This is a genomic window from Parabacteroides sp. AF48-14, from assembly GCF_003477465.1.
Taxonomy (GTDB): domain Bacteria; phylum Bacteroidota; class Bacteroidia; order Bacteroidales; family Tannerellaceae; genus Parabacteroides; species Parabacteroides acidifaciens.
Genome location: NZ_QUDI01000024.1, coordinates 57712 through 71064, shown reverse-complemented (window position 1 = coordinate 71064; position 13353 = coordinate 57712). Strand labels below are relative to the sequence as shown.

11 protein-coding genes are annotated in these 13353 nt (G+C 45.8%); 3 read left to right on the top strand and 8 right to left on the bottom strand.

Going from position 1 to position 13353, the window contains the following annotated elements; genetic code table 11:
- Position 1 precedes the first annotated feature (1 nt).
- Positions 2–1555 carry a HAMP domain-containing sensor histidine kinase gene (locus tag DW083_RS12610; RefSeq protein ID WP_115500765.1) on the bottom strand — a complete coding sequence of 518 codons (1554 nt, stop codon included), beginning with the start codon at positions 1553–1555 and terminating at the stop codon, positions 2–4.
- Positions 1556–1869: 314 nt separating this feature from the next.
- Between DW083_RS12610 and DW083_RS12605 the strand changes: the two genes are divergently transcribed.
- Both DW083_RS12605 and DW083_RS12600 read left to right on the top strand, forming a co-directional pair.
- Entirely contained in the window at positions 1870–2694 is an 825-nt protein-coding gene (locus DW083_RS12605; RefSeq protein WP_122332596.1) for a 1-acyl-sn-glycerol-3-phosphate acyltransferase, read from the top strand.
- A 14-nt stretch (positions 2695–2708) separates the two neighbouring features.
- Positions 2709–3680 (top strand): GNAT family N-acetyltransferase, encoded by a 972-nt coding sequence (locus DW083_RS12600; protein ID WP_122332595.1) that lies wholly within the window; start codon positions 2709–2711, stop codon positions 3678–3680.
- 132 nt (positions 3681–3812) lie between these two features.
- On the opposite strand, the gene DW083_RS12595 is transcribed toward DW083_RS12600, so the two are convergent.
- Together DW083_RS12595 and gpmI are read right to left on the bottom strand one after the other, a co-directional pair.
- Positions 3813–4397, bottom strand: coding sequence for a DUF3109 family protein (locus DW083_RS12595; protein ID WP_122332594.1), 585 nt, complete (start codon positions 4395–4397; stop codon positions 3813–3815).
- Entirely contained in the window at positions 4394–5908 is a 1515-nt protein-coding gene (gpmI, locus tag DW083_RS12590) for a 2,3-bisphosphoglycerate-independent phosphoglycerate mutase (RefSeq protein ID WP_122332593.1), read from the bottom strand. Before gpmI ends, DW083_RS12595 begins: the two co-directional genes overlap by 4 nt.
- Positions 5909–6019: 111 nt before the next feature.
- Here gpmI and DW083_RS12585 point away from each other — a divergent pair, with 111 nt between their 5' ends.
- Positions 6020–6718 (top strand): M48 family metallopeptidase, encoded by a 699-nt coding sequence (locus DW083_RS12585; protein WP_122332608.1) that lies wholly within the window; start codon positions 6020–6022, stop codon positions 6716–6718.
- Positions 6719–7007: 289 nt separating this feature from the next.
- Here the strand turns inward: DW083_RS12585 and DW083_RS23500 are convergent, their stop codons facing one another.
- The 5 genes from DW083_RS23500 to DW083_RS12560 all read right to left on the bottom strand — a co-directional run bounded on the left by DW083_RS23500 (position 7008) and on the right by DW083_RS12560 (position 13344).
- Positions 7008–9605: a DUF6383 domain-containing protein gene (locus DW083_RS23500; RefSeq protein WP_122332592.1), complete on the bottom strand. Its 2598-nt coding sequence runs from the start codon at positions 9603–9605 to the stop codon at positions 7008–7010.
- A 14-nt stretch (positions 9606–9619) separates the two neighbouring features.
- Positions 9620–10060, bottom strand: coding sequence for a hypothetical protein (locus tag DW083_RS12575; protein ID WP_147382138.1), 441 nt, complete (start codon positions 10058–10060; stop codon positions 9620–9622).
- Positions 10061–10559: 499 nt separating this feature from the next.
- Positions 10560–10787 carry a hypothetical protein gene (locus DW083_RS22875; RefSeq protein ID WP_122332590.1) on the bottom strand — a complete coding sequence of 76 codons (228 nt, stop codon included), beginning with the start codon at positions 10785–10787 and terminating at the stop codon, positions 10560–10562.
- 71 nt (positions 10788–10858) lie between these two features.
- Entirely contained in the window at positions 10859–11164 is a 306-nt protein-coding gene (locus DW083_RS12565) for a hypothetical protein (protein ID WP_122332589.1), read from the bottom strand.
- 68 nt (positions 11165–11232) lie between these two features.
- Positions 11233–13344 (bottom strand): hypothetical protein, encoded by a 2112-nt coding sequence (locus tag DW083_RS12560; RefSeq protein ID WP_122332588.1) that lies wholly within the window; start codon positions 13342–13344, stop codon positions 11233–11235.
- Positions 13345–13353: the final 9 nt, after the last annotated feature.

The following is a 13353-nucleotide window of genomic DNA, read 5'->3' as shown; positions in this document are numbered from 1 at the left end:
ACTAACTTTTTATAAGAGGTAAAGTAATAATAAATTTTGTTCCTACATTTCCGGCTCCACTCTCGGCACGTATCGTACCTTTGTGGTCCTCCACTATTTTACGGACGTAAGCGAGTCCGAGACCGAACCCTTTCACGTCGTGTACGTTTCCAGTCGGCACGCGGAAGAAGCGGTCGAATACTTTCTTAAGGTATTCTTTCTTGATTCCGATACCGTTGTCTTCTATCGATATCAATAATTTGCCGTTCTCGTTCCAGGTGCGGCACATAAGCGTCAACGGCACTTCGAGGCGACGATACTTGACTGCGTTATCCAGCAAGTTGAACAGTACGTTCGTAATATGCATTTCGTCCACGTAGATGTTCGAATCTTCTGCCTGCAGGTCGATATCGATCGAGCCTTCGTATTTTTCCACTTTCAAGGCGAATGTGTTGGCTACGTTTGCCAGCAAATCGTTTGCATCCACCTCTTTCAGCTTGAGGGCCGCTTTCTGACGCTCGAACAGCGACATCTGCAGAACCTTTTCCACCAGGAAACCCAGTCGTTTCGTCTCGTCGTTGATCACACCCGAGATATGCTTGAACACATCGGGACTTTTCGTGATATCCGAGTCTTTCAGCATCTGCGCGGCGAGCGAGATGGTCGAAACCGGTGTCTTCAGTTCATGCGTCATATTATTGATAAAGTCATTCTTCATTTCCGAAAGTCTCTTCTGGCGGAATACGATATAAATGGTAAAAATAAATGTTACCAAAAGTATCAGCGAGAAGAGGATAGACGGCACAATAAATGTTACCGAACTTGAAATATAATCACCCTTCGTCGGAAAATACACCCTCAGTAAATTCTGCTTCGAAGGCGGGTCGTTGGGAAATAAGACCTGTGTAATCACATCTGATACAAGAGGCATCTCCCCGCTCTGATATACGATCTTGCCGTCTTTGTTAATAACAGAAAAGAGGAACGGCAGGTTCAATCCGTTGTTAATAAATTCTGATTTTAAGTAATTATTCAGCTTTTTAAAATCTATCCTTTCTTCGATCGGCTTCAGATTTGCAGTGTGCAGGATATTCAATATAACATCGTTCACCAAACCGCTCTGGTAATGATAACGGCGTTTCAATGTTTGCTGCAAGTCTTTTGATGTACTAACGATGCTATTGGGCGATTTATTGCTGCCGAGGGAGGATAGCGGTTCGATTTTACGCGTCCGGATATCACTGTGAAACTCTATATGTTCAACCGTGCCGTCGGATTGGGTAAACTGCATCCTGTATTTTTTCTCGGAGATCATCTCATCGCTCAAGTTGCTTTGGCCGTTCTGGTAAAGATAGTTGTTGGCTTCGTCGCGGCTAAGGTCTTCTTCCAGATATTTGAGCGTCTCTTCGAGTTCCAAGTTTTTCGAAACCTGGTGCATCGCTCTTTTGACAGTTTCATTGAACTGTTCGCTACTTTTTTTGAGTATGATGCTTACGTATTTTACCTGTAAAAAGAGCAAACCGGCGAAAGCAAAAGCCATCACCACCGCAAGCAACCAAATCGTAGACTTCCTCATATCTATAAATCTCTCTTTTTAACACGACAAATAAAGCGTCTTTTAATTTAATATTCACACAAAAAAGGTAAAAACAAGAGGAGTACAGTGTTAAAAATAGCTTACCGAATAGATACCATTATCGCTTTATTCGGTTTTATATCAACAAATTAACCCTCTTATCGGCTATTTGTGCGTACGTTATATGCCCCGTACTAACTAATAGTAACAGAATTGTAACACAATTTGTTGCAGACAACACTCAAAAATTTTTCCCGAAAGTATTGACTTTTAATTATTAACTCTATCTTTGCCTTTCGTAAGAGTTATGTGAAATGACACAAGAAGGTATTACACAGATAGACATCAAGCAAGTATTACAACAAAAGGCTCCTTCGGCAGCCCGGAAGATTCCTGGCTTTGTGGTTAACTATCTGATCCGTACGGTTCATCAGGATGAGCTGAACGACATTCTCCGCCGGTATCACGACAAGGACGGGGTGGCGTTCATGCAGGAGTTGATCGGATATTTCGACCTGAACCTGGAATTGGTAAATGAAGAGAATATCCCTGCAGAAGGACGTTATATATTCGCTTCGAACCATCCGTTAGGCGGACTGGACGGTATTTGCCTGTCGGCGGTTATCGGCGGACGCTTCGACGGGAAGATCCGTTATCTGGTGAATGACCTGCTGCTGTATCTGTCTAATTTGAGGTCTATTTTTGTTCCGGTCAACAAGCACGGGGCACAAGGTAAAAAGAATGCACAACTGATTGAGGAAGCCTATGCTTCGGACAACCAGATCATCACATTCCCGGCCGGCCTGTGCTCACGCAAACAAAATGGAAAGATACAAGACACCGAATGGAAAAAGTCTTTTATCCAGAAAGCAGTCGAGTGTCAACGGGACATCATACCGGTCTTTTTCGAAGGACGCAACTCAAACTTCTTCTATCGTCTCGCCAACCTGCGCAAGGCATTGGGCATAAAGATGAACTATGAAATGGTTTATCTGCCGGACGAGATGTTCAGAAGTAAACACAAAACATTCCGCATTTATTTCGGAAAGCCGATTCCCTGGCAAACCTTCGACAACAGCCGTAAACCGGCCGAATGGGCCGAATGGGTAAAAGGGATCGTTTATAATCTAAAGAAATAATAGACTTATTTTATATGCAAGACGTTATCAAACCGATAAACCATGCTCTCCTGAAGGCAGAACTGACCAAAGAGAAAAAGCTCAGGAGAACGAATAAATCCAACAATGAGATATACATTGTCACTGCCCACGACTCTCCCAACGTGATGCAGGAGATCGGACGGCTCAGGGAAATCGCTTTCCGTTACTATGGAGGCGGGACAGGCTGCCCGGTCGATATCGATGAATACGACACAATGGAAGATGCCTATCGCCAGCTTATCGTATGGAGCCCCGAAGACGAACAGATACTTGGCGGTTACCGCTTCCTTTGCGGGTCGGACGTAAAGTTCGACGAGACGGGCAAACCGATTTTAGCAACTTCCCACCTGTTCAATTTCTCTGAAAAGTTTAATAAAGAATACTTGCCATACACGGTCGAGTTAGGCCGTTCGTTTGTGACATTAGAATACCAGTCCACACGCAGCGGCAGTGCAAAGGGGCTGTTCGTACTGGATAACCTTTGGGATGGCCTGGGAGCTCTTTCCGTTGTCGACCCGAGCTTACAGTATTATTTCGGGAAGGTGACGATGTACAACACCTACAATTCCGAAGCGCGCAACATGATCCTCTATTTCTTGAACATGCACTTTCCCGATCCGGAAAAGCTGATCACCCCCGTTTATCCTTTGGAGACGGGTACGGACCTGGAGAAGATGCAGGAACTTTTCAAATATGACAATTTCAGGGACAATTATAAGGTCTTGAACCAGGAGGTCCGCAAGTTCGGTATCAACGTGCCACCGCTGGTGAATGCCTACATGAGCCTCTCTCCCAAGATGCGCGTATTCGGTACGGCTATCAACCATGAATTCGGAGAAGTGGAAGAAACCGGCATCCTGATCGCTATCGACGAGATTCTGGAAGAAAAAAAGAAACGGCATATCGAAACCTATCTGAACGAGGAAGGACAGTCGGCTGACTTGATCCGGAAAACGGATATTTAAAAAACAAAACAACCGGACGCAGATGACGCAGAAAACGCAGAGTAACGCAGAATTATTTTGTTAGAAATAAATTATCTGCGTTACTCTGCGTTTTCTGCGTCATCTGCGTCCGGTAAATACAGACACACTATACTATTCTTCTTCCTTCTGCTTCTCCCACTCCGTTGCCACCTCTTCAAGCGCTGCATACCATTTCTGGCCGAAACGGCGGATCAACGGCTCTTTAAGGAACTTATAGACGGGGAGTTTCTCCTTCTTACCCAATATCTCAGCGGCCTTGCAGATATTCCAGCGGTTATAGTTGACCGCACTGAATTTGTCATACTCGGTCACCCGGATCGGATACAGATGGCAGGAAACGGGCTTATAGAAAGACAACTTTCCTTCGCGATAGGCCTTTTCGACAGCACATTTACACGTACCATCGGCATCGTAACAGGTAAAGACACAGTCCTTACCGTTTACGATGGAGGTTACAATATCGCCTTCCTCATCAATATAGGCAACGCCTTGTTTTTTGATGATCTCCTGAGCTTCTGGCGCAAGGTCGTCCCAGATGACAGGTAAAGCCTTTTCCAGCTCGGCAATCTCTTTCTTCTGTAAGGGAGCGCCCGAGTCGCCTTCCACACAGCAAACACCTTTACAATGCGACAGATCACAAAGAAACTGGCATTCAAGGACGTCGAGACTGACAAGCGTATTATCTATTTGTATCACTTAATCAAATCTTTTCCTGTCATTTCAGCCGGCTGTGCCATGCCCAAGATGTGCAGGATAGAAGGAGCGACATCTGCCAAAACTCCGTTTTCAACTTTAGCCTCCTTGTTCTCTGTTACATATACGAACGGAACAGGGTTCAGGGAGTGAGCCGTGTTAGGAGTACCGTCTTCATTCAAGGCATGATCGGCATTACCGTGGTCGGCGATGATGATAACTTCGTAACCGTTGGCTTTTGCAGCCTCAACCGTATCTTTCACGCAGTTGTCGATAGCTTCGACAGCCTTTTCGATAGCACCGTAGATACCGGTATGGCCAACCATATCACCGTTGGCATAGTTCACCACGATAAAGTCGAACTTCTGTGTGCCGATAGCTTCCACCAGTTTATCTTTCACTTCGTAAGCGCTCATTTCCGGTTTCAGGTCGTAAGTAGCCACTTTCGGACTCGGAACCAAGATGCGTTCTTCAGCTTCATACGGGGTTTCGCGTCCGCCATTGAAGAAGAAAGTCACGTGAGCGTATTTCTCTGTCTCGGCGATGTGGAGCTGAGTCCTGCCGCTGTTAGCTAAGTATTCGCCTAATGTGTTCTGTACGTTTTCCTTGTCGAACAGGATGTGAACGCCTTTGAACGATGCATCGTACGGAGTCATGCAATAATATTGCAAACCGGGGATCGTGTGCATACCCTGTTCCGGCATATCCTGCTGGGTCAGTACGACTGTCAATTCTTTTGCACGGTCGTTACGGTAGTTGAAGAAGATGACAACGTCGCCTTCTTTGATTGTGCCGTCTACAGTTGCGTTGTTGATCGGTTTGATAAATTCGTCGGTCACGCCTTCGTCATATGATTCCTGCATAGCCTGAACCATATCGGTAGCTTGTTTGCCCTTCCCTTCAATCAACAGGTCGTAAGCTTCTTTCACACGTTCCCAACGTTTGTCGCGGTCCATTGCATAGAAACGGCCGACGATAGAAGCGATCTTGCCGGCAGACTGTGCACAATGAGCCGTCAGTTGTTCGATAAAGCCTTTACCGCTCTTCGGGTCCGTATCACGGCCATCCATAAAGCAGTGGATGAACGTATTGTCAATCCCGTATTCCTTCGCGATATCGCAAAGTTTAAACAGGTGGTCGAAAGAGCTGTGTACGCCACCGTTGGAAGTCAGCCCCATGAAATGCACGTTCTTGCCGTGTTCCTTAGCGTAAGAAAAAGCAGCAACGATTCCGGGGTTCTTCATTATACTGTTGTCCGCGCATGCACGGTTGATCTTTACCAAGTCTTGATAAACGATACGTCCGGCGCCTATATTGAGGTGTCCTACTTCAGAGTTACCCATTTGTCCGTCAGGCAGCCCTACGTTTTCGCCGCTTGCCTGCAACTGGGAATGAGGATAATTAGCCAGCAAACTGTCCCAATAAGGAGTGGGAGTGTTAAAGATTACATCGTCTTTACCTTGATCGCCGATACCCCAGCCGTCAAGAATCATTAAAAGGGCTTTCTTGCTCATGATTGCTTAAATTATTATATTATTTATACTCATTATCGTTATTCGGGCGCAAAGATAAGCAATTCCGGGCATATATTGTTTGTCCGTAAAGTATTACTTTTGCAAACGAATATGGAAAAGACAATATACGACAAAGAGTTGGGAACCATCCTTCTCCGTACCAGTCCTCGCGCGACCCGTTATACGCTCAAGATTTCCAAAGGGACGATAACAGCGACTATGCCGTTAGGCGGCAACGAGGCGCGTATGCTCGCTTTTATCCGCGAGAACAAGGAGAAGCTGCGTGCCGCACTCGACAAGCATCCTGCCCGTCCTCTTTTGACCGAGGAGACGGAGATGCAGACGGCTACTTTCCGTCTTCATATATTCTGCACCGACCGGGACAATTTCTACATGAAGCTCGACGATGGCGTCCTGCATATCGCCTGTCCAAATCAAACCGACTTCACCGACAAGCGCGTCCAGGAGTTATTAAAAGGTCTTTTGGAAAAGGCACTCCGCCATGAAGCCCACCGCCTCTTACCTTCACGCCTGTTCAATCTGGCGACCCAACACGGCTTCACCTGTACGGGAATCAAAATATTCAACAGCAAAAGCCATTGGGGCAGTTGCACACCCCGCCGCAGCATCAACTTGTCCCTCTCCCTGATGCTCCTCCCCTGGCACCTGGTCGACTATGTTCTCCTGCACGAACTTTGCCACACCGTCGAAATGAACCACAGCGACCGCTTCTGGTCCCTGATGGACAAAGTCACAGACGGGAAATCGCAGGCGTTGAGGAGGGAGTTGAAGGGGTATCATATGTTGTAAAGAAAGAAATATTCTACTAATAAAAACAACGAAGCCCGCGTAACCTGATTGGTTGCGCGGGCTTGTTTTTTGTCCGCCTTCGGTCTTCACAGAGGGAGGGACAGATGAACTTTTTGTAATTTCATTACTTTAGTATTAATATTCACCGCTTGTTCGCCCTCGCGGGGTAGTTGGACGCTTTGAACGTGCCGCGCGCGTGAATGTTAGAATTATTTGATTATATAATCACTCCCTGCCCCCTCTCGAAGAGGGAAACAGAGAATGTTTATATTCATTATTATATCGTCAATTACTTAACGATAGCTTTTACAGCTTCTTCGCCTTCAACAGCTACAACAACTACACCGGCAGGAGCAGCGATTGTTGCATTGTCAGAAGAGATGACTGTGTTAGCGATTGTCTGGCCTAAGATGTTGCTTACAACAACTTTCTTACCCTGAGCACCTACGATCTGGATAGCACCATTACCGGCGATCACTTTCACTTCAGATACTTCAACACCTTCGTTTGCGGTAGGAGCTTCAACAGATGTCAGTTTAATTAACTGAGCAGCAGCTTTGTTAGCTGTTAAGCAAAGAACATCATTATAAGTAGCCAGATAACCTGCTGCATTTTCTACGAGATATTCACCATCTGTATTTGTATACTGGATCTTGAACTGGAACTGACTAACCTTACCTTTGCTTGTAGTCTTTGCATAACCTACGCTATCAACCTTTGCAGATTCGAAGTTAACCAACAGAGAGTCGCTTGTAGCTTCACGTTTTGCAGGAACAAATGCCAAACGGATCAAACCATTATCAGCCTTATAACCTTCTACATTAGCAGAGTCAGACATTACACGCAAGAAGTTACCTTCCAGTTTAGAAGTACCCTTTTCAGCCTTAGCACCTGACAGGATGAAGTAAGACGGCTCGATCTTATCGATCTTAGCTGTATCAACAAACAAAGCGAAGTCAGCCTTTTCGTAAGCAGCTTTCAATTCACCTTCTTTACGGAACATACCGAATCCCTGAGCATCAGCAGCCAGCATATCACCACGCATGTTTTCGATGTTATAGTGGCCCTTAGCATCCAAAACATATTCAGGAGCAGCTTCAACCAAGATATCAAATGCATTGTTTGTAACAGCAGAACCAACTGCAACAGGTCTTACAGCACCAGATTTGATGTCGATGATCAATTCCTTAGAAGCAGGCAAAGAGACAACAGAATCAATCAAAGAATAAGTATTAGCACCTACGTTTCTGAACAAGAACTTAACAGGTGTAGCTGTTTCAGACAACTTGTAACCAGTCTGAGCATCATTGTAAGTGATAAACTTCTTACCTTCTCTGTCAGAGATATAATAAGCACTTCTTACCAAAGTATCAGCACCAAAGCCCTTTTCAATTACAGGAACAGGAGATAACTTAAAGTATACACCTTCATCAGAAGCTCTCAAAACAGAGTCTGCAGTATTTACAAAAGTAGTAATACCGTTATAGTCTGTAAAGCTGATTGAATAAGCCTTATTGCGATAGTCTTCTTCTTTCAGATTCAGATAACCCAGGTATTTATCATTAGCCTGAGCTGGAACTTTAATGAATAACAATGTATCTGCAGCAGCAACGGCAACAGCATCACCTTCGCCGGTATAGAAGATAGAACCATCAGTTCCATCAACTCCAGTTAATGTAGCACCAGTTTCACGGTTCTTCACTGTATAATGGCCTGTTGTGATTTCTTTAACTGTCCACTGAGTAGCCGGCAGATAGTAAGCAGAGTCCATATATTGAGCTGCGCCATAGAAGTTGTTAGCATAGAACTTACCGTTTGCAATGTTTTCTGCTTTATTAGCGCGCTGGATATAATAGCTTACACCATCTTCGAATGTAGCAACACCACCACCCGGAGTGATATCTCCAAATGTATATTTAGCAGTTTTAGATACTTCTGCAACAGGAACTAATGTAAGTTCTTTTGCCGTAGAGAATTGTTTGATAGCTAAAACATTTCCTGCAGCATTAGCTGCAACAGTTACAGTCGAAGAATCAGACCAGCTTGCAGGATCAGCAGCCTTATCCAAAGTGAACTTCGGATAAATAGAAACAGAGTCAGCAGCATAATCGTAAGCGATACCGAAAGCATAAGACTGAATAACAGCTTTAGGGGCTGCAATGATATCGCCACTACCATCATCTTTAGACAGTGTATCCAATTTAACTTTATAATAGTCGCCACCTGCAAACTTTGCAGTATCCATACGCAGATACAAAGCACGACCTTGTGCGTCTTTTGTTTTTGCACGGAGAACGTCGATAGTTGTAGAAGCAGTATTTGTTGCACCAACAGTACCTGTTGATTGATAACCTTTCACCGTCAACTGAACATACTCAAACTCATTAGTAGCCAAAACATTTGTTCCGGAAGCTTCCAAGCCTGTAAATTTGAAGCTTGTGAGCTTTTTCGGAGCGATAACGTTTGCTAAAGAACCAGCAGTATTACCAACTGTTGCTGTCAAAGCCATTGTGTAATCAGGGACAAAAGGCTGAACTGTCAAACCGCCATTAGCGTTACTTACATTAAGCACAATTTTAGTACCAACAGGAACAGTAACTTTCTTACCTTCAGTAATAACGCCAGTGATAGCACCATTAGTGGCTGTTGCAGAAATAATACCAGAAACAGACTTATCTGCAGTAATTACAGTTGCATTATCCCAAGCACCAACTATATCAGAGCCTTTAAATTTAACCAACTGCAATGATTTAGTTCCGTTATTAGACAAATCCAATTCATCAAGCGTTACAGTACCTGCGCCACCTGTAGCACCTTTTTCCTCATACTTTTTATTCAATGTAATTACTTCACGAAACTCATAATGTTCTCCTTTCGTCAAGTCCAATCCCTGAGTAGATTTCAGGATTGTTGCAGCAACAGTTGCAGGTACACCTGCAATCCATTCAAATGCGTTAACAGAACCATCAGCCAATAATGTTCCCGTGTACTTGTTTTCAAATGTCCAGTGCTCAATGCACCTGTAGCAGGATTCTTTACTTCAACTACTTTCCACAAAGCACGGTCCGTAGCTTCTGAAGTCGTTAATGTTACATCATCCACCACAGCCAAAGAGTCAGTTGTTACTTTACCTTTCAGATAAGCAAGATATTCAGCAGAACCTGCTGTAATACCGGCTTCCGTTCCTTTCAAATAATAATATTCGCCCGGGACAAATGTTGCAGCAGTACCACCTGACGTCGCACCTGCCGCAGCACTGCCTACAGTTACCAACTGTGCGCTTGCGGACAAACTACCGGCTACCAGAGCGGTAGCCAAAAGAGTAGAAAATCTCTTGTTCATAATCTAAATTTTAATATTAATAATACAGTTAATCGAAATGTCAGTTCTTTATATATACGTACGCGCTATTATAAGGTACGTTTGTTAATTCTTGTACTTTGATTACGAATACGATCGTTTTAATTCGTCATTTTTTTTGGCTATCTTTGGAGTTCGTATTGAAAAGGTGGATTTTCGTACTGGAATTGCTATCTAATTGATAAGAAAGAATATAGGGGTAAGAAATTTTTTATAGAAAAGAGTTGTGGTTTAAAAAGGAATGCGTATTTTTGTGCAGTAAAAATGACGAATTAAAACGATCGTTTTTTTTAGTCATTTTTCAGGCATTCAAATCCCTCTCCCACAACAACTTATCCATTTTCCGCATAATCTTAAAAAAGCTTTCACGCTAAGCAGCTCAAAAAATGGTATCTTTTAAGGAATACCCCGATGAATACTGCGTTTGAGAGCAATACCTATTCATTTTTGAAACGATACCTATCACGTTGAAAAGCAATGCTTATTCAATTTTTGCGGGATCGAAAAGACTTAATTGTGAAAAAGATTCAAAGATTTCAAATATTCTTATAAGATTTCCGGGGGGGGGGGGTAACAAGAAGCTCCCCTGGATTGATACCCCCCCTAAGTTACCCTCCCCTGTAAATCGCAAAATATACAATAACCCCCTTTTTGCTCGTTTTTCTATTTCATCCGAAATCTTGATCCATTTTGGATTGACTCTTTTCACGGTTTAGGCCTTTTTATCTGACAACAGATGAAAGGAGGTGCCGAGGTCGCTCCGGAGAGCGTACAATTTGATTACCGAAAACCGGAAACGCCGGCAATGTGATAAAGCTTAACTCCCGGAGAATCGAATATTTGGGAACGAAGACAGATAGCGTTCCAAATATTCAAAAGAAGATCCGGGAGCTTGTCGCCACGACGACCGTCTTCATCGCCCTCGCGACCGTCTTCATTAGAATGATGACCGTCTTCATAGGGTATGGCGACCGTCTTCAGGGCGATAAAGTACCGCGAAAAAGAAATAAAGGTTGACTTCCCGGCAAAAAACTCCCGGAAAAGAGAGGGAAGCCCCTTTTTGGCGGCTAAAAAGTGGATTAACATTTATTTGATTTCGGACCTCTTCCGAAGGTGAAAAATCCGTTTTATACAATAAGCCCCCCCTTGAACGACTATTGCATCGGGACAAACCCTTCATACCGGACCGTCCAGCTTCCGTCTTTCGGGAAACCGGGGGCATCGCCTGACGAACCGTCCCAACCGCCACACATCATAGCAATGGCTGTCAGCAGTGCGCCGTTGGAGGGGAAATAAGGGAACGGGCCACCTGTCGCCAAGCCGTGTTCGTCGAACTGGAAGCCGGCAGAGGGGTGCATCAGCATGTCGATAGCTAACTTCGGCTGGCCTGTGCGGGCGGCTGCCATTGCCAACATCGGGAAGTCCCAACCCCAGATGCGGTCGAACTGCCATTCCTTCGCGACTTTTTCAAGCGTTCGCCTGAAAATCGCCTGATCTACACCGTCACCGGGCAACATACCATATACGCCGGTCAGGGCGGGGTGTTCGTAGGTATATTTCGTCCACATATCGGGGATGCCTTCGTAGGTCGTGTAGACGCCATCAGCAACCGGAAGGGGAGCCATCTTCGAAAGGACCTCCTTCCATTTCCTCGTCTTCTTTTCCGGCAGCCCCAAGCGGTCCGCCCATTCTAATGCCGTACGCAGGCCATAACGGAAATAGCCCAGTTCGAAAATAGGGTTTATAGTCTGCAACGGGTCTGTATTCTCGGATACGACAACAACGGGAGGGCCGAGGACGTATTGTTTCGTTTTCTTGTCATAGAAGAGGTAGTCCGCCATATAATCGGCCGTGTTCAAGACAATATCTTTCCACTTCGCCAATGTTTCGGGCGTAGGATTCTGGCGGTATTGCATCTCGGCGAAGTAGATCGGATGGGGCTCGTGCCAGATCAGATAGGCATGGGCGCTACCGGGCCATTCGCGGTTGAAGTTAGCGGTGCACTTCGGCCAGCGCGCTCCGGAACGTCCTTCACTCTTGGCACGTTCGCGGGCTTGCGGCATAAAGTCCTTATAGACGTTCAGATAGCGGTCGAAACATTCCATCCGGTTCCACAAGCCATAGTGCACGCCATGCCACCAGATCATCTCGAAGTGGAAGCGGCCGTACCAGCCGTTATTCACCAGACCTGATTCCTGGGGAGGATAGAGGCCGCTTTCGTTCACACGCATCAGGTATTGCGAGAGGACGACGCGGCGTTCCAGTTCCAGCCAGCGCGGGTCTTTACTGCCCGACAAGTCTATGGCAGCTCCCGAACGCCAGTATTTTTCCCAGCTGGCAGCGCTCTTCTGTTCGATCGAGGCGACGGGTTCCGTCACCTTGTCCACCGGTTCAGGCGAGAAGCAGCAGGTGAAAGAAATCGTGTTGGTGTTTTGGGGTTGGAGGACGAATTTATGCGCATCTGCCGATTCACGGCTAAAAACGGCCTGCCCGGTCCAGTCAAGTTGGGTATAATAGCGGGTATCATCCATTGTCCGGCTGATGCGGACGGAGTTAGGCGCCAACTTTTCATACGAGGAGGTATGACCGGAGATCGTATCGTAACGTCCCATGAAATGAGGGAACTGGCGCTTATCCGCATAGGGGAAATCCAGGTAGATACTGACCGATCCGTCTTTAAGCAGTTCCGATTCGACAGTGACCCCGATCATGTCTTTCTCCGGGTGGCAGACGGTACGTACTTTCACCTCTTTGCGGTTCAGTTCAAAGCGACTGTAGACCACACCGGTCCAAAGATCGGTCTCCTGCCGGGCGGCTTTTATGTCCAGTTCACGAGCTTCTTTCCCGTCCTCGCGCAGCAGGCGAAAGGCGATCCGTCCTAAGTTTATGCGGTGTGGATTCTGGGTCAGCCATTCCGACAATGCAGGCTGGTTGGGATCACGGAGTTCGTAGGCGATCTTTTTGCCGTGCGTTTCGACAACGACGGGACGGTAATCCTCCACCTTCGTCCCTTCGGGCAGCGGGTAACTGTGCCAACCCCAATCGGAGAGGGTATTAAAGGGGGCAAATGTCTGCAAGCCGGTGATATCCATCCCGAAAGCAAATTTGCCGTTACCCACTTGTGCCGGACTCTTCAGCAGAGTGCCTGTCGTAAACACCTTGTGCCGCTTCACCACAGCTTCACGGTCAATAGGCTCCCCTGCTGCCGACAACGGGAGCAGGGCAGACAGGCAAAAAAGGCTCAGTAAATTGATCAGTTTTTTCATGGCGGTTAT